At 68.5% G+C, this 22,927-nt stretch carries 20 protein-coding genes; 6 read left to right on the forward strand and 14 right to left on the reverse strand.

Annotation, left to right across the window (positions count from 1 at the left end; genetic code table 11):
* Positions 1-13 precede the first annotated feature (13 nt).
* From SD37_RS25505 to SD37_RS25550, 10 genes are all read right to left on the reverse strand, one after another.
* Positions 14-3,148 carry a TIM-barrel domain-containing protein gene (locus SD37_RS25505; protein ID WP_236725112.1) on the reverse strand — a complete coding sequence of 1,045 codons (3,135 nt, stop codon included), beginning with the start codon at positions 3,146-3,148 and terminating at the stop codon, positions 14-16.
* A 601-nt stretch (positions 3,149-3,749) separates the two neighbouring features.
* Positions 3,750-4,535, reverse strand: a complete 786-nt coding sequence (locus tag SD37_RS25510) for a DeoR/GlpR family DNA-binding transcription regulator (protein WP_044851134.1) — start codon at positions 4,533-4,535, stop codon at positions 3,750-3,752.
* Between the two features lie 126 nt (positions 4,536-4,661).
* A complete protein-coding gene (locus SD37_RS25515) occupies positions 4,662-6,518 on the reverse strand; it encodes a DUF5107 domain-containing protein (RefSeq protein WP_044851135.1) in 1,857 nt (618 codons plus the stop codon).
* Positions 6,515-7,582, reverse strand: a complete 1,068-nt coding sequence (locus SD37_RS25520) for an ABC transporter ATP-binding protein (protein WP_044851136.1) — start codon at positions 7,580-7,582, stop codon at positions 6,515-6,517. Before SD37_RS25520 ends, SD37_RS25515 begins: the two co-directional genes overlap by 4 nt.
* A gap of 6 nt (positions 7,583-7,588) precedes the next feature.
* Positions 7,589-8,518 (reverse strand): carbohydrate ABC transporter permease, encoded by a 930-nt coding sequence (locus SD37_RS25525; protein ID WP_044851137.1) that lies wholly within the window; start codon positions 8,516-8,518, stop codon positions 7,589-7,591.
* A 19-nt stretch (positions 8,519-8,537) separates the two neighbouring features.
* Positions 8,538-9,479 (reverse strand): carbohydrate ABC transporter permease, encoded by a 942-nt coding sequence (locus tag SD37_RS25530; RefSeq protein WP_044851138.1) that lies wholly within the window; start codon positions 9,477-9,479, stop codon positions 8,538-8,540.
* A complete protein-coding gene (locus SD37_RS25535; RefSeq protein ID WP_044851139.1) occupies positions 9,479-10,870 on the reverse strand; it encodes an ABC transporter substrate-binding protein in 1,392 nt (463 codons plus the stop codon). The genes SD37_RS25530 and SD37_RS25535 overlap by 1 nt, the downstream gene beginning before the upstream one ends.
* A gap of 81 nt (positions 10,871-10,951) precedes the next feature.
* Positions 10,952-11,833 carry a class II fructose-bisphosphate aldolase gene (locus SD37_RS25540; protein ID WP_065912975.1) on the reverse strand — a complete coding sequence of 294 codons (882 nt, stop codon included), beginning with the start codon at positions 11,831-11,833 and terminating at the stop codon, positions 10,952-10,954.
* A 340-nt stretch (positions 11,834-12,173) separates the two neighbouring features.
* Entirely contained in the window at positions 12,174-13,079 is a 906-nt protein-coding gene (locus tag SD37_RS25545) for a 1-phosphofructokinase family hexose kinase (RefSeq protein WP_044851141.1), read from the reverse strand.
* 7 nt (positions 13,080-13,086) lie between these two features.
* Positions 13,087-13,968, reverse strand: coding sequence for an SIS domain-containing protein (locus SD37_RS25550; protein ID WP_044851142.1), 882 nt, complete (start codon positions 13,966-13,968; stop codon positions 13,087-13,089).
* A 228-nt stretch (positions 13,969-14,196) separates the two neighbouring features.
* On the opposite strand from SD37_RS25550, the gene SD37_RS25555 reads away from it, so the two are divergent.
* Together SD37_RS25555 and SD37_RS25560 are read left to right on the forward strand one after the other, a co-directional pair.
* Positions 14,197-14,670, forward strand: a complete 474-nt coding sequence (locus tag SD37_RS25555; protein WP_044851143.1) for a carboxymuconolactone decarboxylase family protein — start codon at positions 14,197-14,199, stop codon at positions 14,668-14,670.
* Positions 14,671-14,769: 99 nt separating this feature from the next.
* Positions 14,770-15,219, forward strand: a complete 450-nt coding sequence (locus SD37_RS25560; RefSeq protein ID WP_037313393.1) for a MoaF C-terminal domain-containing protein — start codon at positions 14,770-14,772, stop codon at positions 15,217-15,219.
* A gap of 248 nt (positions 15,220-15,467) precedes the next feature.
* Here SD37_RS25560 and SD37_RS42795 read toward each other — a convergent pair whose 3' ends face one another.
* Positions 15,468-15,704, reverse strand: coding sequence for a hypothetical protein (locus SD37_RS42795; RefSeq protein ID WP_145926725.1), 237 nt, complete (start codon positions 15,702-15,704; stop codon positions 15,468-15,470).
* A gap of 32 nt (positions 15,705-15,736) precedes the next feature.
* Here SD37_RS42795 and SD37_RS25565 point away from each other — a divergent pair, with 32 nt between their 5' ends.
* Positions 15,737-16,054 (forward strand): amino acid permease, encoded by a 318-nt coding sequence (locus SD37_RS25565; protein ID WP_052674908.1) that lies wholly within the window; start codon positions 15,737-15,739, stop codon positions 16,052-16,054.
* Between the two features lie 145 nt (positions 16,055-16,199).
* Here SD37_RS25565 and SD37_RS25570 read toward each other — a convergent pair whose 3' ends face one another.
* Complete coding sequence (locus tag SD37_RS25570; RefSeq protein ID WP_065912976.1) at positions 16,200-16,415, reverse strand: hypothetical protein; 216 nt, start codon at positions 16,413-16,415, stop codon at positions 16,200-16,202.
* A 358-nt stretch (positions 16,416-16,773) separates the two neighbouring features.
* Here SD37_RS25570 and SD37_RS25575 point away from each other — a divergent pair, with 358 nt between their 5' ends.
* A complete protein-coding gene (locus SD37_RS25575) occupies positions 16,774-18,231 on the forward strand; it encodes an APC family permease (protein ID WP_044851145.1) in 1,458 nt (485 codons plus the stop codon).
* Here the strand turns inward: SD37_RS25575 and SD37_RS25580 are convergent.
* Positions 18,211-18,960 carry a GntR family transcriptional regulator gene (locus SD37_RS25580; protein WP_044851146.1) on the reverse strand — a complete coding sequence of 250 codons (750 nt, stop codon included), beginning with the start codon at positions 18,958-18,960 and terminating at the stop codon, positions 18,211-18,213. The two genes, SD37_RS25575 and SD37_RS25580, sit on opposite strands and share 21 nt — an antisense overlap.
* A 116-nt stretch (positions 18,961-19,076) precedes the next feature.
* Here SD37_RS25580 and SD37_RS25585 point away from each other — a divergent pair, with 116 nt between their 5' ends.
* Entirely contained in the window at positions 19,077-19,946 is an 870-nt protein-coding gene (locus tag SD37_RS25585) for a Cgl0159 family (beta/alpha)8-fold protein (RefSeq protein WP_044851147.1), read from the forward strand.
* A 26-nt stretch (positions 19,947-19,972) separates the two neighbouring features.
* Positions 19,973-21,457, forward strand: a complete 1,485-nt coding sequence (locus tag SD37_RS25590; protein ID WP_044851148.1) for a CoA-acylating methylmalonate-semialdehyde dehydrogenase — start codon at positions 19,973-19,975, stop codon at positions 21,455-21,457.
* Between the two features lie 65 nt (positions 21,458-21,522).
* Here SD37_RS25590 and SD37_RS25595 read toward each other — a convergent pair whose 3' ends face one another.
* On the reverse strand, positions 21,523-22,920 hold the full coding sequence (locus tag SD37_RS25595) for an amino acid permease (RefSeq protein ID WP_044851149.1): 1,398 nt from the start codon (positions 22,918-22,920) through the stop codon (positions 21,523-21,525).
* Positions 22,921-22,927: the final 7 nt, after the last annotated feature.

Here is a 22,927-nt window from a genome sequence, read left to right on the forward strand (position 1 = left end):
CCACTCACGAGACTTAGCCGATGCCCGCGGCGAAGACGTGCATCGCGGTGTTGGACGGAAGGGTCACCGCGACGACCTCCTTGCCCGTGGTCAGCGGGACGGAGTTCGCGAAGACCCGGTACGGCACGGTCGGGTACGCGGCGCCGGCGCGGGTGTTCTTGCCCATCACGGTCGCCACCGTGGTCGCTCCGTACTGGGCGGGGTCGGCGCAGCACCAGTTGGGGAAGCCGAGTTCGGCCTGGCTCGTACTGCCATCGGCATAGCGGACGACGACAGTGCCCTTCGCCGTGCCCGTACCGGTTCCGGTCAGCACGAGTTTCGCCCCGGTGCCCCGGACCGCGATCGTCTGGCCGGACGCGAGGACGTTGTCCTTCTGCCCGGTGCCGGTCTGCGGCCAGGTCAGCTGAGCACCGAGCGCGGAGAAGCCCGCACCCGGCTTGAGTCCTGCCTCGGCGAGGCCTTCCGCCCGGAAACTGCTGCCGCCGCCGTCGATGTCCCCTACCGCCACGTGGGCCGCGTCGGTGACCCCGACGTTGCCGTAGGCCGCGGCCAGTGAACCGTGCGGCACGGTGACCGTCACCGAGTCGGCGACCCGGTTCTCCCCGAGCCGCGCCTGATAGGACGCGGTCGCGGTGAGCTGGTAGTCGTCCGGCTTGATCCCCGCGTCCGGCGTGACCTTCACCGGGACCCGGACGGTCTGCCCGGGCATCACCAGTCGCGGACCGGCGGGTACCTCGGCCCGGAAACCGTTGGCGGGCAGCGAGAACGCGACGTCGCGGACCGGCAGTGGCGTGCCGTTGGTGAAGCTCAGCGTGCCGGTCGCGGTCTGGCCGGGGCCGGCGACGGAGGGCACGGACAGCGTCACCGCTCCGTTGTGGTCCTCGGGGAAGAACCCGCCGACCGCGCTGGTCCCGAACAGCCGGATGTCCTGCCGGTCACCGGCGCCGATCTTGCCGGTCTTGACCCGCACGACCCCACCCGTGGCCGGATCGAACCACCAGCCCGACGGCGCCGCGTCCAGTTCGGCCTTGCTGCCGTACTGCCGGAGGGCCGTCATCCCGGCCAGCACACTGCCGGGCTTGCTTCCCGTGTGGACGGTCAGCTGGTAGTTCCGCGACGCGGGCTTCCCGGCGTAGGAACCGGAACCGGCACCGATCCCGACGGTCACCGTGCCGGGGCCGGACGTCGGCGCGTCCACGGTGAACGTCTGCTTCGCCTGGTCACCGTTCTTGTACGCCCTGGTCACGCCGTCGTCTTCGGTGAGCGTGAACGAGCCCTTGCCCTGCGGGTAGACGTCGAGGTCGAGGACGCCCTTGTCCCGGGTCTGCCACGACTTCGTGCCCTCGGCCCACATCGGGACCACGGCCCCGGCGCGGACGAACAACGGCAGCGTGTCGAGCGGCGCGTCGTAACCGTCCACAGTGGTCGGTCCGGTGTAGGTCTTGCCGCTCCAGTAGTCGACCCAAGTCCCCTTCGGCAGATAGATGCCGTTGCGGACGGTGGAGTTCTCGTAGACCGGCGCGACGAGGAAGTCCTTGCCGGACAGGAACTCGTACTTCGCCTTCTCGCCCCAGACGTTCGGATCGTCGGGATATTCGAGCGCCAGCGGCCGGACCTGGCCGACACCGGTCTGGTGCGCCTCCACCGAATGGCTGTAGGTGTAGGGCAGCAGCCGTTCCTTGAGCAGCAGGTACTTGCGGTTGATCGAGGTGTACGGCTCGCCGTACCGCCACGGCTGCTTGTCCGACGCCGCCCAGCCGTCCATCGTCATCGACACCGGCAGGAAGGCCTTCCACTGCAGGTCGCGGACGTAGGTCTGCGGGCTGCCGCCGAAGATGCCGTCGATGTCACCGGTGTTGTACGCGATCCCCGAGGTCGTGGCGCCCGCGTAGGTCGGGATCTGCCACTTGATGTAGTCGTAGGAGCCGGCCTGGTCGCCGCTCCACAGCACACCGCACCGCTGCGCGCCCGCCCAGCTGACCGGCGTCCAGACGAAACCTCGCGCGTCGCTGTTGTCCTCGATGCCCTTGTGCGCGGTGTCGCAGGCGTCCAGTGCGAACTGGTAGCCCGGGCCGACCCACGCGACGTCGAGCTTGCGGACCCGGACCCCGGCCTTGACCTCCTCGACCTGGTTCGGCACCCCGTTCTCGGTCCACAGGCCGAGTTGCATGTTGTTCTTGCGCAGGCCCTCGCCCGTCTGCTGGAGGTTTTCGTACCCGCAGCCGTAACCGTCGTTGACCAGCATCCAGCCGTTCGGCATCCCGTGCTGGGTGTACCCCTCGGCGATCTTCACCGCGTCCAGCGTATGCCGCTCACCGCGGTTGGCGTTGTGCAGATAGCAGTCGGCGTCACCGTGCTCAAGCCCGTAAAGCGGTGGCAGGAAAGGCTTCCCGACCAGATCGGTGTAGCCGGTGATGACGTCCTTGAGCCCCGCGCCGACGACGTACGTCGCGTCGAAACGACGCTCGTCGTGCGTGGTGCGCACCGGCTCGGTGAAGGCGTACGTACCTTGCGAGAAAGTGTTGCGGAGTACGCCGTATCCCGCCGTGGAGGCGTAGAACGGCTGCGAATTCGGTGCCCCGCCGTCGTTCCAGTTGTAGTCGGCGAAGATGCGGATCTTCTGGTCACGATGGCTGAACCGGCCGTTCTGCTCACCGCCGCCGACGAACTGCTCGGTCGCCGTCCGCGCCAGGGTCTGTGTGGTCTGCTTGTCGGTCCAGGACAGCGGCGCCGACTCCTCCCAGAGCCGCTTGCGGTCCGCGCCGTCGTACAGCGCGAGCCGCATCGGGTGCTTGTACGCCCGCAGCGTCGCCTTGGCCGTGGAAACCGCCCAGTAGTCCCCCTTGTCGGTCTTCTTCGGCGTGACCGGGTCGCCCGTGCGCGGCAGCACGATCTTGCTCCCGGCCGGATCGGTGAACGTGCCGTCCGGCGCCAGCCAGACGCGGACGGCGCCTTCGGCCGGGAAGCTGACGCGCACCGCGGCGCTTCCCGATTTCAGGGTGACCGTGGGGCCGTCACCGGAGATGCCGGTGAGATCGCCCAGCTTGCCGGACGGCGCCGCGGCCGGATCGGCGTGGGCGGCGACCGGGGAAAGCCCGAGAAGGGCCACTGCGGCCAAACAACTCAGGGATTGCGCAACTCTGCTCATTCGAGACACCTTTCGCGCATGAACACGCAATATGGTCTCTGTATAGCGCACGGTTCGCGCGAAGTCACCCGCCGAAGAGGTGCTGCCGACTTTCGTCGGGTCGGCCGAAGATCCTTATGGCACAAGGAGTGCTCGAAAGCCGTGAAGGCCCTCTTTGTCATGGTGCAGCCGTCTATGAAGGAATCGGGACGTTGAGTGTCCCAATTCCTTCATGGACGCGGGGGTCACACTCGGTTGCCCTGGCTTGCTCAACAGAGGGTCAGGGACATGCCCCCAGAACCCGGCGCACCTCGAGCAGCACTGACCACCAGACCCACCACTCCCCGCAGCGGGGAGTCCGTGAAGGCACTCGCTGTGGTTGGCGGCGCACAAGTGTTACCGCTAGTGAGGGGTGTGTGGATATAGGGACGTTGAACGTCCCTATATCCACACACCCCTCACGCCGGTCGCCGTGCCGGGCAGCACGGACCAGCAGCTATGCGACTTTGCCGGGCCCCCTGACCCTCAAGGCACGAAAGGATGCCTCTCGGCGAAGCGCGTGAAGGCCCCCTTCCCTCGGCTGAGCCGAGGGAAGGGGGCCTTCGCGCGCTTGAGGATTCGGTCAGACGGCTTGGACCTCGACCCCGGCGGCCTCGAACGCACGCAGCGCCTTCGGGTCCGCCTGGGAATCCGTGACCAGGGCGTGCACCTGCGACGTCGCGCAGATCCGCGCGAACGCACGGCGGCCGAGCTTCGAACCGTCGGCGACCGCGACGACGCGTTCCGCCCGTTCGACCATCAGCCGGTTGATACTCGCCTCCCCCTCGTGGTGGGCGAAGGCGCCCGCCTCGGCGTCGAACGCGTCGACCCCGAGGAACAGGAGGTCGATCGTCAGCTCACTGAGCACGCGCGTGGCCAGCGGACCGCTGAGTTCGAACGACTGCGGGCGCGCGACCCCACCGGTCACCACGATCTTCACATGCGGCCGCACGGCCAGTTCGTGCGCGATGTTCAGCGCGTTGGTGACCACCGTCAGTCCCGGCGAATCACGCAGGCTCGCGAGATCCGAGCGCGTGGCCAGCGACCGCGCGACCCCGGCCGTGGTCGTCCCGCCGTTGAGACCGACCACCATGCCCTGTGCCACCATCGCCGCGGCGGCGACACTGATCCGCTGTTTCTCCGGCACATGCCGCGCGGTCTTGTACCGCAACGGCAGGTCGTAGGCGAGATCGTTGGCGACCGCGCCACCCCGGGTGCGGGTGAGCAGCTGCTGTTCCGCGAGGTGGTCGAGGTCGCGCCGGATCGTGGCCGCGGAGACGTTCAACTCCTCGGCCACGTCCTCGACGTCGATCTTTTCCCGCTGCCCCAACAGGTCCAGCAGGGTGCTCAGCCGTTCGTGCCGGGCCATCCGCGCCACTCCTAGCTCCCTGCGGCCTATCGCGCATGGCGTTGCGCTGTCGGCCACTGTTTCGAGCAGTATGCTGCATCGCGGTTGTCCGCCGCGAGCGGCACGCCGGTCCGGTGGGCCGGCCGGTCACTTCATCCGGAAGTCGTGCTGTTCCGGCAACGGGTCCTCGGAAACCGCCACCCAGGTGTCCGAAAGAGAGGTTTCCCCTTCCCTGAGGTTCGCGACCTCGAAGCCGTCGTCATAAATGGCCTTGGCGCCCGCGAGGTCGCCTCGCGCCAGGCAGGTACGGGCGGCCAGCAAGGCGATCCGGCCTTCGCGGGGAAGTCCGTCCAGCAACGCGGCCGCTTCTCCCGGCAGTCCGGCGGCGAGTTGCGCCGCGATCGCCTCGATGACCAACGGGCGCAGTGACGGCGCGAGGGCGACAGCCCGCCGGTACAGCCAAGCGGCCTCGGGTCCGGCCGTGGCGACCCCGAGATTCCGCAGTGCCCAAGGGTTCTCGGCCGCCGACACCGATTCGCGCCAGGCACGGACGGCGTCCGAGTGCCGTCCGGCCGCCCAATGCGCGACACCGCGGTGGTACCAGGTCAGCCAGTTCTTGGGGGCGTACTCCATGAGATCCGCCCAATACCGGTTCACCAGCGTGGCCGGGGGCACGGCGAGCGGATCCCCGTCCGGCGGCGTGCCGTCGAGCAACGCGAGCCACGGCTCCTGGTCGGGCCCGAGGGATTCGTCCGGGAACGGCGTACCGGGCAGGCACATCGGCGCCCGCCGGTTCTCCAGCGCACCCCAGCCGGAACCGGTGGCCATGAAGGATTCCGGGGTGGCGTCGGCGATCTTCCGCCAGGCGTCGTGGTATTCGTCCAGGGTTTCCGCCGACGGCAGACCGGCGGCGACGGCCTCGCGAGCCGTCGCCCAGTCGTCTCCGTGCACCAGCGCGGGATCCGCGGTGACGGGACCGTAGGCCTCCAGCCAGTCCCAGCCCTCCCCCGGCGGCAACCGCAGATGCTCCAGCTGCGTACGGGCCAGCCCCGCCTGGATCTCCAGATAGCCGCCCGCGCCGGGGGCCAGCCACTCCTGCCAGCGGCGTCCGCCCGCCGACTCGCCCCACAGGAACAACTTCCGCCCGCGCAGCCGTCCGGTGGACAGCTGCGCCAGCCCCGTCCCGTCGCTCTCGACGGCCGCGATCCACGGCTTTCCGGTCACCTCGAAGAAGTAGTCCGCCGCGGCTTCCGCGCGGGCCGGGTAGGTCAGGTCTCCGGTCACGTCGACCAGATCCAACCGCCCCGAATAGCCGTAGTGCCACGCCTGCGTCGCGGGTGCCAGCACCCGTGTGCCGTCGTTCCGCGGGACCGCGATGTTCGACCACCAGTACACCGGGACGTCGTAGGGATGCGGATTCCGCACCCGCACCGCCACGAGCAGGTGGTCCGAACCTTCGGGCAGCCAGAAGTCGATCTGATACGGCAGGTCGCGGGTGCGTTCCCATTCCCACAGCCGCAGCACCGGCGTGCCGTCCGGGCCCTCGATCTCCGCGGCGAACATCGGCTCGCAGGTCAGCGTGGTGTGCCCGGTGCTCCCGAGGTTCCACTCGACGCCACCGGCGAACCACGCGTCCCGCAGGGCCAGGTTCGCGGGCTGGAACACCGGGTTGCGGTAGAGCAGTTCGCGTCCGGACGGCTTGTGGACCAGCGAGTACAGCCGCCCGCCCAGTGAAGGCAGCACGGTGGCGCGGAGCCGGTCGTTCTCCAGCACCAGCGCCGGAAGCTCGCGTTCCTCACGATCCCGGGTGTAGCCGTCCTGCAGCAGGCACGGCAACGGGGTGTCCAGCCTGCCGTATCCGATGCCCTCCGCCAGCTCCGGCGGCAGCTCGTCCACATTGGACACCTTGGCCACCGCCTCGGGTTTCCGCAGCGGCGGCAACGGGTTCTCCGGGCCCAGCTCGGCGGCCGGAAGCACCAGCCCGGTGCGGTACAGGCGGGTCATGCGTCCGGAAGCCTGTCGCCGGTCGCGGCGTCGAACAGGTGCACCGCGCCCGGTTGCGGCGTCAGGGAGATCGGCTCACCGCGCTGCCACGGTGCCATCCCCGGGGTGCGGACGGTGAGCACGCGGTCGCCGTCCCGGCAGTACAGGTACTGGTCGCTGCCCAGTTCCTCGACGACCTCGACGACGGCCTCGTAGCCGCCGTCCCCGATCGTCCAGCCCTCGGGCCGGACACCGACGACGATGCCGGGACCGGTCAGCGCCGACCGCTGCGCCGGGGTCAGCGGCAGCCGCGTACCGCCGACGACGGCACCGTCGGTGTCCACAGTGGTCTCCAGCAGGTTCATCGCGGGCGAGCCGATGAACCCGGCGACGAACACGTTGACCGGCCGCGCGAACAGCCCGACCGGGGTGTCGCACTGCTGCAGGATCCCGTCCTTCAGCACGGCGACCCGGTCCCCCATGGTCATCGCCTCGACCTGGTCGTGCGTGACGTAGAGCGTCGTGATGCCCAGCCGCCGCTGCAGCGACGCGATCTGGGTGCGGGTCTGCACCCGGAGTTTGGCGTCCAGATTGGACAGTGGTTCGTCCATCAGGAACACGCTCGGCTCGCGGACGATCGCCCGGCCCATCGCGACCCGCTGCCGCTGCCCGCCGGACAGCTTCGCGGGTTTGCGGTCGAGGTACTCGGTCAGGTCGAGCACGGCCGCGGCCTCGCGCACCTTGCGTTCGCGTTCGGCCTTGCCCAGTTTGGCCAGCTTGAGGTGGAAGCCGATGTTCTCCCCCACCGTCATATGCGGGTAGAGCGCGTAGTTCTGGAACACCATCGCGATGTCCCGGTCCTTCGGCGGCAGTTCGGTGACGTCGCGGTCGCCGATGTGGATGGAGCCGTCGTCGACGCCTTCCAGCCCGGCGAGCATCCGCAGCGTCGTCGACTTCCCGCAGCCGGAAGGGCCGACCAGCACCAGGAATTCGCCGTCGGCGACCTCGAGGTCGAGGCCGTCGACCGCCGGGCGGTCCACCCCGGCGTAGAAGCGGGTGGTGTCGGAGAAGGTCACGGTGGCCATCAGGTCCTACTTTCCGGCGCCGAGGGTCAGGCCGGTGATGATCCGGCGGGCGAGCACGAGATAGAGCACGAGCATCGGGAGCACGACGATCGCCACCCCGGCGATCAGGCCGCCGTACTCCGACTGGTAGCTCGCGGCCCCGTAGAAGGTGAACAGCGCGCGGGACAGGGTGAAATGCGCCTGGTCCTTGAGGAACACGATCGCCAGCAGCGTCTCGTTCCACAGGCCGATGGCGTTCAGCGTGAGCGCCGTGATCATGCCGCCGCGGGTCAGCGGCAGCATCACCGAGAAGAACGTGCGCATCGGCGACGCGCCGTCGAGCGCGGCCGCCTCCTCCAGTTCGTCCGGCAGCGACCGGAAGAAGCCGGTCATCAGGAACACGGTGAACGGGATGGACAGCGCCACGTACAGCACGAACAGACCGTATTCGTTGTCCAGGTGCACTTTGCTGAGCACCACGAACAGCGGGATGATCACGGTCTGGAACGGCACGCCCATCCCGATCGCGACGACGTTGGTCATCGGCCCGGCGCCGCGGACCCCGAGGCGGGTCAGCGCGTACGCGCAAGGGGCCGAGACGGCGACCGTGACGACCGTCGCCAGCCCGACCAGGACCACGGTGGTCAGCACGGCGTCGCCGAAACCGGCGTTGTTCCAGGCGTAGATGAAGTTCCGGAACGGCTTGCCGACGTGGAACCATTGGTAGGGCAGGGCGAACGGTTTGGTGAAGATCTCCACCGGCGTTTTGAACGACGCCGTGAGCAGCCAGTACAGCACCAGGATGTTGCCGGCGGTGAACAGCCACACGATGGTGGAACCGAGCACCCGCAAGGGGCTGAATTTTTTCGAGCCGGGCGCCGGGCGCGGTTTGCGCGGTGGCTTGCGCACCGGTTTCGGCGAGGGCCGTGCTGGCGCCTCGACGTCGGTGACGGACATGTCGTCTCCCATGGACAACTCAGAACTGGATCGCGTCACGGCGCATCAACCGGCGCAACAGGACGACGAGCACGGACACCAGCGCGATCATCGCCACCGCGCAGGCACACGCGGCGCCGAAGTCCGGGGTGCCGTTCGAGCCGAAGGTCCGGTCGAACACGTAGATCCCCAGCGTCCAGGCCTCGTTGGGCGGGGCGTAGGTGCCCGGCCCGGCCAGTACGAACACCAGCTCGAAGATCTTGAGCGCGTTGATCGTCCACAGCACCCCGGCGACACCGACGACGTCCCACGTCATCGGCAGCGTGATGTTGCGGAACTTCTGCCACGGCGAAGCACCGCCCAGTTCGGCGTCCTCGTAGAGGTACGGCGGGATCCGGTCGACCGCGGCCATCAGGATGGTGATGTAGAAACCCGAACTGGCCCAGATCAGCGACGCCGTCACCACACCGGTCACATTGGACGGTGCCAGGAACTTCGCCGCGTCCGCGCCGAGGCTCTCCATCACGTAGTTCGCCAGCCCCTGTTTCCCCGGCTGGTACTTGAACACGAAGCCGAGGAACATCCCGAGCGCCACCGGCGCCACGATGTTGGGGAAGAACAGGATCGCGCGGACGGTCTTCCCGCCCTTCATGTCCCGCAGCACCATGGTGAACAGGAACGCCAGCGCGAACGTGCCGATCCCGCCGAGGAACACGTAGACCAGTGTGTTGCGGAAGGCGTACTGGAACGAGTCGCTCGACCACATCTGCGTGTAGTTGGTGACGCCGTTGGGTTCCGGCGTGTCCCCCGCGCCCGCCCAGCTGGTGAAGCTCAGCACCACGGTCGCGATCGTCGGCAGCACCAGGAAGGCCAGGTACAGCACCAGCGCCGGCGCGGCGAACGGCCAGAACAGCCGTTTCTTGCGGCGCAGGTGGGCCCCGGCCTCCGGGACCCGCACCTTCGTCGTCGTGACCGTGGCCATCAACCCTGGTTCTTCCAGAACTCGGCGCCCTTGGTGGCGAGCTGGTCCACGAACTGCTCCGGGGTGATCTGCCCCTTCAGCAACGCGATGTCGGCCGGGTCGAAGACGTCGGTCTGCCATTTGCCACCGGCGATGCCGTCGATCCCGTCGTACTGCAGGACGTGTTCCTTCTTCGGGTCGTCCATCGCGGCCTTGACCTGCTTGAGGTCGTCCGGCACGGCGAGGTCGGCGCGCGGCACGAGGTTGTCGGCCACCGCGGGGATCCCGGACAGCAGGTCCTTGTTGAGGAAGTAGGCGATGAATGCCTTGGCCGCCTCGGCGTGCTTGGCCTTCTTGGTCACCGAGAAGCCGATCGACATCTGCTCGACGGTGTCGTGCGTGGCACCGGCGGGCATCGGGAACTGGAACGAACCGTAGTTGATCTTCGTCCCGGCGCCCTGCTTGTCCAGGTATTCACGGGTCTCGCTCGGCGCCCAGCTGCCGACGTAGAGGAAGCGGGAGTCGCCGTCGGCCCAGCGCTGCTGCACCTGCGGGAACTTCGCCGCGTCCCAGCCGTCGATGAAGTACTTCGGCAGCTTCGCGGTTTCGGTGGCGGCCTTGAGGAAACCGGGATCGGTCTTCCACGTCTGGCCGGTCTTGTCGGTCGCCGCCTTGTACAGCCCGCCCGCGCCGACGTACCGCTCGGCGAGCTGGGTGTAGAAGTACATGTTGTAGAACGGGATGTCGCCGTCGAGGCTGATCGCGGCCTTTCCGTCGGCCTTCGCCTTGTCGAACAGCCCGATCAGCTCGTCCATCGTCTTCGGCTGCTGGATGTCACCGGCGGCGTCCTTGTTGAACCACCAGGCGCTCGACTGGATCGTGTACGGGACCATGAAGTTGTGGCCCTCGCGGTCCTTGTTCTGCGGGAAGTCGTACGAGCTGGGCGAAAGCACGTCCTTGACGGTCTTGTCGCCTTCACCGACCTTCATCGCGAACACGTCGTCGACGCTCTGCGTGCCGCCCGGCGTCATGATGGCCGCGCCGACCTTGCTGACGTCCTGGTCGAACAGATCCGGCACGGCGTCGGTGTTCAGCGCGGGCACCAGGTTCTGGGTGTAGGCCTTGCGGCCCAGCCACTGCACGTCGACCTTGACGCCGGTCTTCTCCTGGAAGCATTTGAAGGCCTTCTGCAGGACCTTGCCCTGCGGTTCGTCGGCCGTCCACATGGACCAGTACGTGAACTCCTTGTCCGTGGCGGGTTTCACCGCCGCCTCCGGACAAGGCGCGTTGAGGAACTGATCGACTCCCGGGAGCGCGTTCTCGCCGGTGCCACCGGCCGTGTCCCCGCCGCCGCATCCCGCGAGCAGGAGCGCCGCCCCTGCCGTCAATGCCGTGAGCTTGCCTACCCGCATCCGCCACCACCTGGATCGAAGATCACACAAGTTCTGCTTGTTGTTGCGCAGTTTTGTGAGGTTTCACGCACATGTCAACACTCAATCGCGCAAAGTCTGCTCAATCGTCACCTTTTCCGGTTCAGTACGCCCCAGCTTGAGCACACCGAGCAGACGCCGCACCTCGACGGCGACCGCGGCCCGCCCCGCACCGAGGTACTTGCGCGGATCGACCCGCTCCGGATGCCCCCGCCAATCGCCCGCGACGGCCGCGGTGAACACCTTGTTGAGCTGGGTGGCGATATTGATCTTCGTCATCCCGGCCCGCACCGCCTCGGCCAGGCCGTCGTCGGGCACCCCGGAGGAACCGTGCAGCACCAGCGGCACCGGCACGTGCCCCCGGAGCCGCGAGATCAGCTCGAAGTCCAGCGCGGCGTCACGGGTGAGCATGGCGTGCGAACTGCCCACCGCCACCGCCAGCGCGTCCACCCCGGTGGAGGCGACGAACTCCGCCGCCTCGTCCGGATCGGTGCGCGCGCCGGGCGCGTGGACGCCGTCCTTGCCACCGACCTCGCCCAGTTCCGCCTCGACCCATACGCCGTGGTCGTGGCAGTACGCGGCGACTTCACGGGTCGCGCGCACGTTGTCGGTGTAGTCCAGTTTGGACGCGTCGAACATGACCGATCCGAAGCCGAGCGCCACCGCCTCGCGGACGAGGTCGGCCGATTCGGCGTGGTCGAGATGCACCGCGACCGGGGTGGCCGCGGCCCTGGCGGCGGCCAGTGCCGCGGTACCGACCGGTGCCAGCGAGCCGTGGTATTTCACGGCGTTCTGGCTCAGCTGCACGATCACCGGTGTTTCCGCCGCGGCCGCGCCGTCGACGATCGCGGTGATGTGTTCGAGCTGGATCGCGTTGAACGCGCCACAGCCGTGCCGGGCCGCCGCGGCGGCTCCGACGATCTCCCCGGTTCCCACCAGAGGCATGAGGGTCTCCTAGTCTATTGACAGGTAAGGCACATACGGCGCGGCCCGAGGCGGGGCCGAGTAGCCGATGGAAGCCGGGCCGCGACCCGCGTGTGTCCACAAGGGACAGTTCCCGGCCACAAGTGTCCGACTTGAGCATTTCGCCCGGCCTCGCGAGATGGTCGTGAGTGGCAAACAGCGTTCTAACCCTCTTTGCCACTCACGACCCCGCCCGGGACCGTACATATGAGCATCAATCGGACATCGATTCGCGAGAACCTGTCCCTTGCGGACAGCCATGGGACACGCCCTGCCCCATCGGGAAGACACTCGCCTGTCGCCAAGCACTGGGACGATCACGTCATGGTTGCCTTACCCTCGATAGGTGGGCGCGCACGGCGACCAGCCCCTGTTCGGCTTGGTAGTGCGCGAGGTCGACGTCGCCGGCGAGCGGGCCGAGCACGGCCGCCCCGGACAGCGCGACGGCCCGGCGCAGGATGTCCGGCCACGGGTCGGCGCGGCTCAATCCCAGCGCCAACGCCGCGACGACGGCGTCACCGGCGCCGGTGGTGTTACCACTGAGCACAGTGGACGGTGCCGCGTGCCAGGTGCCGGATCCGGTCACCGCCAGCAGTCCCTCGGCACCCAGTGAGACGACGACGGCACCCGCTCCGGCCTTGCGCAGTTCCGCCGCGGCGGCCACCGGATCCCGCAGGCCGGTGACCTCGCGTAGTTCGTCGGCGTTCGGTTTGACCACGGACGGGCGCCCGGCCAGCCCGGCGAGCAGCGCGTCACCGGAAGTGTCCAGAATGGACGGAGAGCTGCCGAGCAGCTCAGCGTAGCTCCCGGCTCCCGGCGGCAGGCTCCCCGAGCAGACCAGCACGTCCGCGCTCCGGGCCCGGACGGCCGACGCAAGCGCTTGCCATTCGCCGTCCGCGAGCCGCGGCCCTGGCTCGTTGAGCAGGGTGACCGAGCCGTCCGCCGCGAGGACGGTGGTGGTGCGCCGCGTTTCGCCGCCGATCGGGACGACATCCGCGGCGACCCCCACCGCCGTGAGGTCGTCCACGACGGCGGTCCCCGTCGCACCGCCCGCCGTGAGGATCGCGCGGACGTCGGCACCGAGCGCGTGCAGGACGCGGGCGACGTTGACGCCCTTGCCGCCCGCACGGGTCCGCACGTCGCTCACCCGATGGACGTCACCGCGCCGTAGATCGTCCACTGTGTACGTGACGTCCAGCGCGGCGTTCGGCGTGACGGTGACGATCACGGCTGCCTCAGGTCAGGACGACGGAACGGGTGAGGCTGCGGGGGTTGTCCGGGTCGAGCCCCTTGCGGGCGGCGATCGCCCCGGCCACCCGCTGCGCGCGGACCAGGTCGGCGAGCGGGTCCAGGCCGCTCTCGACGAACAGGCCGCCCGCGCGGGCGACGTCGTCGGCCAGCCCGTCCGGCGCCTGCCCGAACATCCAGGTCACGCGGCCGGGTTCGCTGATGCTGATCGGGCCGTGCCGGTAGTCCCACGCCGGGTACGACTCCGTCCACAGCAGGCAGGCCTCGCGGAACTTGAGCGCGGCCTCGTTCGCGATGCCCACGGACCAGCCGGTGCCGAGGAAGCTGAACTGTTCCGCGCCGACGAGTTCGTCGGGCAGAGGGTCGGCGAGCACACGTTCGGCCTGGTCGGCGACCGCGCTCAGATCCTCCCCGAGGTGCGCGCGCAGCATCGCCAGCGCCGTGGTGGCGAAGCGGGTCTGCACGACCGAGCGCTCGTCCACGACGGACAGGTCGACGATGGTGTCCGCGGCGCCCTCGATCTCACCGGGCACGCCGGTGATCGCGATGGTCGGCGTCTTGCCCCGCAGTTTCGCCAGCAGGGCGTGGACCTCGGTCGTCGTACCCGACCGGGTCAGCGCGACGACGTGGTCGTAGCCGCGGCCGGCCGGGAACTCCGACGCGGCGAACGCGTCGGTCTCCCCGAGTCCGGCGGATTCGCGAAGGACGGCGTACGCCTGGCCGATGAACCACGAGGTGCCGCAGCCGACGATCGCGACCCGCGCGCCCGGCGGCGGCAGCAGATCACCGTTGGCCGAGGCCAGCGCCCCCGCGTCCCGCCAGCAGCCGGGCTGGCTCGCGATCTCCGCCGCCATGAAGGTCCCGCTCATGAACTCCCCATCCGTGCCAGTTGTGCGCAGTAGCTGTCACGTTAGGTGCAGTTTTGTGCAACGTCAATGCTCTGTTAGCGCAGTTTCACGCATTTGCTTCGCGCAGATGTGCGCGATGCTCTGGTCGACCGCGACGGACCGGCACCGTGACCGGCGTCACTCCGAAAGCTGTCACAACCTCTCCGGCAGACCCGTCATATGTGCAGCAACCGACGGAGAGGAAAGATCATGGAACCCCGCGTGAACCTGTTCGAGAACGAAGTCGTCCTCAAGTACGTCAAGCGTCTCGGCGCCGCGAGCCGTCCGATCGAGGAGTCCTCGCTGCCGCACGCGACCCAGGAACTGGTGAAGCTGCGCGCCAGCCAGATCAACGGCTGCGGCTTCTGCACCGACATGCACAGCAAGGACGCCGCGCACGCCGGCGAGACGTCGGTGCGGCTCAACCTGGTCGCCGCCTGGCGGGAGGCGAACGTGTTCACCGAGGCGGAGCGCGCGGCGCTGGCGCTCACCGAAGAGGGCACCCGCATCGCGGACGCGCACGAGGGCGTCAGCGACGAGACCTGGGCCCAGGTGCGCAAGCACTACGACGACGAGCAGATCGGCGCGCTGATCTCACTGGTCGCCACGATCAACGCGTACAACCGGCTCAACGTCATCGCCAGGACCCCGGCGGGCGACTACCGGCCCGGCATGTTCGCCTGATCCTCGCGTCCACCGACAACAGGATCGCTTCACCGGACAACGATCGAGGCGCGCCGGGCTGCTAAACCTGCGGATACCAGCGATCCGGAGGTTCAGCCCGTGCGACTCGACGTCCGCTTCTTCCCCGTGACCGGGACCCATCCGCTCAGCACCGACCTCGTCGGGCTCCGCGCGAACTTCCACTACGGCTCGGGGAACGTGCTGGAACAGCACTACGCGGACAGGACGACGATGATCTGGACCGGGGTGTCCGGCGACTTCGCCGGTGTCCGGCAGAAGGAGGCGACCTTACGCGTCTTCGAAACCGGCCCGGCGCAGTATTTCGTCACCTGGTACGAAACCGGGACCGTCGCGACGGCGGCGCACGGCGAGATCTTCGACGGCGGCTATCCCATCGCGGTGATGGCCGACTTCGGCCGCTCGATCGCGACGGCGGCGTATACGAATCCCCGCGAAGACGGCGGGCAATACTTTCTGGTGGACCAGGCGACGATCGAGATCTTGGACAAGCCGCACGGGTGGCCGTCCTTTCCCGGGCCACGATCGTGACCGCGACAAAGTTCTCCGCCGAAAGTTAACCCGGAGCGCTCGCCGGGTATCAGACGGATATGAGTCGATCAACGGTCGAGCATCCGTCTCGATCGAAGAGCCGGCATCTGACGGTGCCGCAGGGCGTCGCGCTGTACGTCGGCGACGTTCGGCGCACTGGCCGGACGACATCCGGACGCCGGCTGGCCCGCGACGTTCGCGTTGCGGGCGTTCGGGCCGAAGACCTCGGCGGTGACCGGCTGGTGGTTCTATTTCGGCACACTGGCGGGAATGCCCGCTGCCAGCGCTTTCGGGGCCACGCATGTCACCGAATTGGTCGGCGGCGGCCGGACGATGACGATGGTCTCGGCGGTGCCGTGGTGCTCGCGGCGCCGAAAGCGGACACCGCCAATCTCCAGCCTTTCGCGCCGCACGGATTCGCCGGGGTCGCGACCGCGATCAGCCTGCCGGTGTGGTCCTTCACCGGTTGGGAAACCGTCACTCATCTGGCGCCCGATTTCCGGAAACCGAAGCAGACATGCCCCTCGCGACGGGAATCTCCATTCTCATCATCGGCGTGCTCTATCTCGCCGTCGGCGGGATGACGATCCTCGTGCTCGGACCGCGAGCCGGTGAGACCCAGGCGCCGCTGGCCGCGATGCTCGGGGAAGGGCTCGGGACCTCCGTCCGCGCGGTCGCCGCGGTGATCGCGGTCGTGGTCACCCTCGGGGTGCTCAACGTCTTCGTGGCGAGCATGGCGAAACTCGGCGCCGCGATGGGCCGTGACGGCGCGCTGCCGAAGTGGCTGGTGTACCTGAAGTTCTCGAAGCGCGCCGGTGCGGCGGCGCCGGAGTAGCGTTAGCCGCCCGTGGCTGATCCCCTCGCGTTCCGTGAAGGCCTCCTTGAGGGACGCTGGGTCCAGCCTTTGGCGGGCTGACGGCCGAGGTTGAGGACCTCTTCGGAGTGCAGGGGCTGCGGCAGGGCACGGCCCAGCATCGCGCTCAGCCGCATTCGACCCGCAGTCCGGCCGCGGGCGGATACTCGACGTAGGCGACGGTGAAGTTCTTCGTCTGGCGGGCATTCCCCCGCCCCGTCGAACCCTTCGGCGCGGAATTCGAGTGCAACCGGGATTCGCCGAGAAGGCCGGCGAGCGCCTTCCCCATCTCGTCAGGGTCTTCCGAAACCAGCAGCGTGTACTTTCCGAGCGGCCTGTCCACCCGAGTGCCCCCTTTTCGGACAGCGACGAAGGGGGCACTTGCCGTGAGGTACCCCCAATTAACGGAACACCGGGCCACCTGTCGGGCGAGCGGCCCATTATGACGGGTACCCAATTCGATCGGGTGACGTGAACGTAGTGGGTGAATGCGTTCGAATAGCCTAATCGCGCCACGGAGAAGCTCCGCCGTAACCACTCGCGCGGACTTCAAACGCGTCGATTCCGGTCAATCCGCGCACACTCGGGTACCTGTCGCCGTCACCCAGCGCTGACGGGCAAGCGATCCGCGCGCAGCGACAAACGACGGGCCGGGACGCGCTCCCATACTGGCTCCTCCAGCGCGGATGAGGAGTCAGTGAATGAGCCGAGACGGCACGTCGCTCGCCAAGAACGTCCTGGGCGTACCGGGCATCGTCTTCCTCGTGCTCGCCGCCGTCGCGCCCCTGACCGGGATGGTCGTGATCGCGGCCATCGGCATCGCGGTCGGGAACGGCGGCGGCATGGTCGCGGCCTTCCTGCTGGCCACCGTGGTCCTGCTGCTGTTCGCGGTCGGCTACGCGCAGATGTCGCGGGTACTCACGAGCGCGGGCGGCTTCTACGCCTTTGTGGTCAAGGGGCTGGGCAGGACGCCGGGGCTCGTCGCCGGATTCATCGCGATGCTCGGCTACAACTGTTTCGTCGCGGGCGCGATCGGGACGAGCGGGTTCTTCACCTCCACCGCGATCGACGACGTCTTCGGCCTGAAACTCGATTGGCTGTTCTGGAGCGCGCTTTCGGTCGTGCTGGTCCTTCTGCTCAGCCGCCGGGGCATCGCGGTCAGCGCGAAAGTACTGGGCGTCTCCCTGATCCTTGAAGTGTCGATCCTGCTGGTGATGGACTTCAGCGTGCTGTTCCGGCACGGCTTCTCGTTCGCCGCGTTCAGCCCGTCCGTCCTGTTCCAGGGTGCGGGCGGACTGGCGTTGTTGTTCGCCGCCAACGCTTTCATCGGGTTCGAGGCGACGGCGCTGTTCGGGGAGGAAGCCAAGGATCCGAAGCGGACGATCCCGCGGGCGACCTACATCGCCATCGGCTTCATCGGCGTGTTCGCCGCGTTCACCACCTGGGCGGTGGTCAGCGCGATCGGCGCCGAACAGGCACAGGACGTGGCCGCGGCGCATCTGTCGAGCGGGGACCTCGTGCTCTCGGTCGCCCAGGAGTACCTCGGCGGCCCGCTGACCAAGGTGATGCTGCTGCTCCTGGTGGTCAGCCTGTTCGCGGCCCTGCTGGCGCTGCACAATTCGGCGACCCGCTACCTGTACGCGCTGGGCCGGGCCGGCGTGCTGCCGCGCCTGCTGGGCAGGACCGATCCGCGCAACGGCGCGCCGCGCCACGCCTCGATCGTCCAACTGGCCTTCGGATCGTTGGTGGCACTGGGGTTCCGGCTCGCCGGGCTCGATCCGGTCGCCGATCTCACGGCGAGCATGACCGGTTTCGGCACCCTCGGGATTCTCACCCTGCAACTGTTCGCGGCGGTCGCGATCCTGGTCTACTTCCGCCGGACCCGCGACCGCCGGATCGTGAAGACCCTGATCGCTCCCGGGCTGGGCGCGGCGGGGCTCGGGCTCATCGTGACGCTGGCGATCCTCAACTTCCCGACCCTCGCCGGGTCGAGCAACGGCGTCGTACCGCTGCTGCCGTGGCTACTCCTGCTCGTCGCGCTGGCCGGGCTCGCCCTCGCCGGCTGGCTGCGCCGGTTCCGCCCGGCGGTGTACGCGGCGCTGGAGACCGACCTGGAACGCGATCCCGCGCCGAGGGCGTCAGACGTTGTTGGTCAGTGAGAGGTTGAACGAGTAGCGCGAGGCGCGGTAGAGATGCCACCCGTACTCGACGACCCGGCCGGCGTCGTCGTAGGTGGTGCGCCGCATGGTGAGCAGTGCCGCCCCCGGCTTCTCCCCCAGCAGTTCGGCGTCCTCCTCGGTCGCCTCGCGGGCGCCGACGTTCTGCTGGGCGGCGTGCAACCGGACGCCCGCTGATCGCAGTAGCTGATAGAGGCCCTTGGCCCGCAGTTCGTCGTCGTCCGGGTCGATGACGCCGTCGGGCAGGTAGTTGTTCATGACCGCCAGCGGTTCGCCGCCGGTCGAGCGCACCCGCTTGAGCCGCCGGACCCGGGTCAGTCCGGGCGTTTCGAGGCGCTCGGCGGCGTCCTCACCGGCGGGCTCGACCTGGTTGACCAGGACGACGGTCTCCGGTTTGTCCCCGAGTTCGCTGAGATCGTCGAAGAGGCTGCTCAAGCGAAGCGGACGGGCGACCTTGGTGCGCACGACCTGCGTGCCGACGCCGCGTTTGCGGACGAGCAGCCCCTGGTTCACCAGTGACTGGATCGCCTGGCGGATGGTCGGCCGCGACAGATACAGCCGCGCGGCCAGATCCACCTCGTTGTCGAGCCTCGCGCCGTTCGGCAGCCTGCCGTCCTCGATCGCGGCCCGGAGCTGCCGGGCGACCTGGGCGTACAGCGGCTCGGGGCTGTTCGGATCCACCACGATCTCGCCGGGTGCCCAGGGATTCATGCGCGGAGCCTACCGCGGGGAGCCCTGTGGTCGTTATGACCTTATGTCCATATGTCTTGACAAAGTTCCGGACCCTTGCGAACGTCGAGGTACCACGCGAGCCAGGAGGATCAAGGGTGTCGGACACAGTACGCCGGGTAGTCGCCGCACGGGTCCGCGATCCGGAGGCCATCGCGGCGGCCGCGGCCGCCCGGGTCCGGGCGAAGTCGCCGTTCAACGACAAGGGCGCCGCCATGATCATCGCCGCCGACCATCCGGCGCGCGGCGCGAACGGCGTCGGCTCCGACCCGCTCGCGATGGCCGACCGCGGCGAACTGCTGGACCGCCTCTGCCTGGCACTGGAGCGACCCGGGGTCACCGGCGTGCTGGCGACCCCGGACGTCATCGACGATCTGCTGATCCTCGGCGCGCTGGAGGGCAAGACCGTCATCGGTTCCATGAACCGCACCGGCCTCGCCGGATCGAGTTTCGAGATCGACGACCGGTTCGCCTGCTACGACGCCGAGGCGATCGAACGGATGCGGTTCGACGGCGGCAAGACGCTCACCAGGATCTGCCTGACCGACCCGGCGACCCCTGGCGTCCTCGAGAACACCGCGAACGCGATCAACGGCCTGGCGGACCGGAAACTGATCGCGATGGTCGAACCGTTCCTCGCGGACTGGGTCGACGGACGGCTCCGCAACGACCTCTCCCCCGACGCCGTGATCCGCTCCATCACCATCGCCTCCGGCCTCGGCCGCTCGTCGGCCTACACCTGGCTGAAACTCCCGGTGGTCGAGGACATGGAGCGCGTGCTGGCCGCCTCCACCCTGCCCGCCGTCCTGCTGGGCGGGGAGGTCAAGGATCCCGACGCCGCGTTCGCCGCCTGGCAGCGGGCGCTCGCGCTCCCGACCGTGCAGGGCCTCGTCGTCGGCCGGTCCCTGCTCTACCCGCACGACGGCGACGTCGCCAAGGCCGTCGACACGGCCGTCGGGCTGCTGTGAATCCACCACCGGTGAAAGGCTGTCCCGTGAAGACCATCGAGCATTGGATCAACGGCACCGCGACCACGGCGGGCTCCACCCGCACCGCTCCCGTGTACGACCCGGCGGCGGGACGCCCGCAGGCGGAGGTGCTGCTCGCGGAACCGTCCGATGTGGACACCGCGGTGGCGGCCGCGGGCAAGGCGTTCGAGACGTGGGGCGATTCGTCGTTGTCCCAGCGGACGAAGGTGATGTTCGCCTTCCGCGAGCTGCTGGTGCGGCACGAGGACGAACTCGCCGGGATCATCTCCTCCGAGCACGGCAAGGTACTCGACGACGCGCGCGGCGAGATCGTCCGCGGCCGGGAGATCGTCGAATACGCCTGCGGGATCGCCGACGCGCTGAAGGGCGGCTTCTCCGACCAGGTCTCGCGGGACGTCGACGTCCACAGTTTCCGCCAGCCGCTCGGCGTGGTCGCCGGGATCACGCCGTTCAACTTCCCGATCATGGTCCCGTTGTGGATGCACCCGATCGCCATCGCGACCGGGAACACGTTCGTGCTCAAGCCCAGCGAACGGGTTCCGTCCGCCTCCCGGCTGGTCGCCGAGCTGTACGCGGAGGCGGGGCTGCCCGACGGCGTGTTCAACGTCGTCAACGGGGACAAGGTCGCTGTCGATGCCATCCTCGACCATCCCGGTATCGCCGCCGTGTCCTTCGTCGGCTCCACCCCGATCGCCAAGTACGTCCACGAACGCGCGACGGCCACCGGCAAACGCGTGCAGGCGCTGGGCGGGGCCAAGAACCATGCCGTCGTCCTGCCCGACGCCGACCTCGAATACGCCGCGAACCACCTCACGGCCGCCGCGTTCGGTTCCGCCGGGCAGCGCTGCATGGCGATCTCGATCGGCGTCGCCGTCGGCTCGGCGGGCGACGAACTGGTCGAGATCCTCAAGCGCAAGGCCACCGAGATCAAGGTCGGCCCCGGTCACGAGGACGGGAACGACATGGGCCCGGTCGTCACCCAGGCCGCGCGGGAACGCGTGATCGGCTCGGTCGCCCTCGGCGCGGAGCAGGGCGCGACCGTGGTCGTCGACGGCCGGGAACTTCGGGTCGACGGACATCCGGAGGGATTCTTCGTCGGACCGTCTCTTTTGGACAACGTCACGCCGGAGATGTCCGCCTACCGCGAGGAGATCTTCGGGCCGGTACTCGGGATCGTGCGGGTGTCCACTGTGGACGAGGCCATCGCACTGATCAACGCGAACCCCTACGGCAACGGGACGGCCATCTTCACCGGCGGAGGCGAGGCGGCGCGGAAGTTCCAGCGCGAGGTGAAGGTGGGGATGATCGGGGTGAACGTGCCCATCCCGGTGCCGATGTCCTACTACTCCTTCGGCGGCTGGAAGGACTCCCTCATCGGGGACAGCCCGATCCACGGCCCGGAAGGCGTCCGGTTCTACACGCGGGCGAAGGTCGTGACCACCCGATGGCCGCACAGCGCCGCCGGCTTCAACTTCCCGACGTCCAGCTGACTCCCGCGTTCAGTCCTCTGGATGCGTTTCCCCCACGCATTCAGAGGACTAAACGCGGGCCACGATCAGCGCATTTGGCGCCGCATTCGCCGCTGCCGGTTCCCGACGAAACGCCAGCCGACCGCCAGGACGACGACGAGTACGGGAATGGAGTAGAACGCGATCTTCTCCGCGCCGTCGGAGAAGCCCATCAGGACGACGACCAGCGCGAGGAAGCCCAGTGTCGCCCAGCCGCTGTAGGGCGCCCACGGCATCCGGTAGGACGGCCGTTCCAGCTCCCCGCGCAGCGCCGCCTGACGCAGCCGCATCTGGCAGAAGATCAGCGTCGCCCAGGTCGTGATCACGCCGAGCGAGGCGATCGCGATCGCGATGTCGAAAGCGTCCTTCGGCACCAGGTAGTTGAGCACCACGCCGAGCACGTAGGCGGCCGAAGTGAACAGGATGCCGCCGTAGGGCACGTGACGGCTGCTCATCCGGCCGACGAACCCAGGCGCCTCGCCCTTGTCCGCGAGCGCGCGCAGGATGCGGCCGGTCGAATAGAGCCCGGAGTTGCAGCTCGACAGCGCGGCGGTGAGCACGACGGCGTTCATCACGTCGCCGATGCCCGGGATCCCGAGGCGGCTGAACACGGTGACGAACGGGCTTTCGCCGCCGTTGTAGAACGGCCACGGCAGGAGCATCGCCAGCAGCAGCACGGAACCGACGTAGAACACGCCGATCCGCCAGACGACCCCGTTGATGGCCTTCGGCAGCACCTTGCGGGCGTCCTTGGTCTCACCGGCGGCGATACCGACGACCTCGATCGCGGAATACGCGAAGATGACCGCCTGCAGCGTCATCAGCGCGATACCGATACCGGCCGGGAAGAATCCATTGTGGGCCGTCAGGTTGTGCACGCCCGCCGTGGTGCCACCGATGTCGGCGCCGGTGAGCACCAGCCCGGTGGCGGTGACGAGGAAGACGACGATGGCCAGCACCTTGACCACCGAGAACCAGAATTCCAGTTCGCCGAACAGTTTCACCGAAAGCAGGTTCACCACGATCAGCACACCGAGCGCGACCAGCGCGGTGATCCACTGCGGCACGTCGGGCAGCCATTTGTGCACGTAGATGGCCACCGCGGTGATCTCCGCGATCCCGGTCATCGCCCAGTTCACCCAGTACATCCAGCCGGAGGCGAAGCCCGCCCACGGCCCGATGAACTTGCGGGCATAGGTGACGAAGCTGCCGGAAGTCGGCTCGTGCAGCACGAGTTCGCCGAGTGCGCGCATCACGAAGTAGGCGGCGATGCCGCAGAGCGCGTACGACAGGACCAGCGACGGTCCGACCTGGTGGAGTTTGCCACCCGCACCGAGGAAAAGCCCGACGCCGATCGCGCCGCCGATGGCGATCATCTGCACTTGGCGGTTGCCCAGCGCTTTTGAGTAGCTTTCACCTTTTTCGGTGAGCAGCGAGGAATCCATGGTTGCC

The sequence above is a fragment of the Amycolatopsis orientalis genome (genome assembly GCF_000943515.2).
GTDB lineage: Bacteria > Actinomycetota > Actinomycetes > Mycobacteriales > Pseudonocardiaceae > Amycolatopsis > Amycolatopsis orientalis.

What these genes read in the sequence shown, in the direction of transcription:
- SD37_RS25575 (WP_044851145.1), top strand. Translation starts at nt 16,774, where the DNA reads ATGAGCCGAGACGGCACGTCGCTCGCCAAGAACGTCCTGGGCGTACCG.
- SD37_RS25535 (WP_044851139.1), bottom strand. Translation starts at nt 10,870, where the DNA reads ATGCGGGTAGGCAAGCTCACGGCATTGACGGCAGGGGCGGCGCTCCTG.
- SD37_RS25555 (WP_044851143.1), top strand. Translation starts at nt 14,197, where the DNA reads ATGGAACCCCGCGTGAACCTGTTCGAGAACGAAGTCGTCCTCAAGTAC.
- SD37_RS25580 (WP_044851146.1), bottom strand. Translation starts at nt 18,960, where the DNA reads ATGAATCCCTGGGCACCCGGCGAGATCGTGGTGGATCCGAACAGCCCC.
- SD37_RS25515 (WP_044851135.1), bottom strand. Translation starts at nt 6,518, where the DNA reads ATGACCCGCCTGTACCGCACCGGGCTGGTGCTTCCGGCCGCCGAGCTG.
- SD37_RS25540 (WP_065912975.1), bottom strand. Translation starts at nt 11,833, where the DNA reads ATGCCTCTGGTGGGAACCGGGGAGATCGTCGGAGCCGCCGCGGCGGCC.
- SD37_RS25520 (WP_044851136.1), bottom strand. Translation starts at nt 7,582, where the DNA reads ATGGCCACCGTGACCTTCTCCGACACCACCCGCTTCTACGCCGGGGTG.
- SD37_RS25525 (WP_044851137.1), bottom strand. Translation starts at nt 8,518, where the DNA reads ATGTCCGTCACCGACGTCGAGGCGCCAGCACGGCCCTCGCCGAAACCG.
- SD37_RS25505 (WP_236725112.1), bottom strand. Translation starts at nt 3,148, where the DNA reads ATGAGCAGAGTTGCGCAATCCCTGAGTTGTTTGGCCGCAGTGGCCCTT.
- SD37_RS25530 (WP_044851138.1), bottom strand. Translation starts at nt 9,479, where the DNA reads ATGGCCACGGTCACGACGACGAAGGTGCGGGTCCCGGAGGCCGGGGCC.
- SD37_RS25510 (WP_044851134.1), bottom strand. Translation starts at nt 4,535, where the DNA reads ATGGCCCGGCACGAACGGCTGAGCACCCTGCTGGACCTGTTGGGGCAG.
- SD37_RS25565 (WP_052674908.1), top strand. Translation starts at nt 15,737, where the DNA reads ATGCCCCTCGCGACGGGAATCTCCATTCTCATCATCGGCGTGCTCTAT.
- SD37_RS42795 (WP_145926725.1), bottom strand. Translation starts at nt 15,704, where the DNA reads ATGAGTGACGGTTTCCCAACCGGTGAAGGACCACACCGGCAGGCTGAT.
- SD37_RS25595 (WP_044851149.1), bottom strand. Translation starts at nt 22,920, where the DNA reads ATGGATTCCTCGCTGCTCACCGAAAAAGGTGAAAGCTACTCAAAAGCG.
- SD37_RS25550 (WP_044851142.1), bottom strand. Translation starts at nt 13,968, where the DNA reads ATGAGCGGGACCTTCATGGCGGCGGAGATCGCGAGCCAGCCCGGCTGC.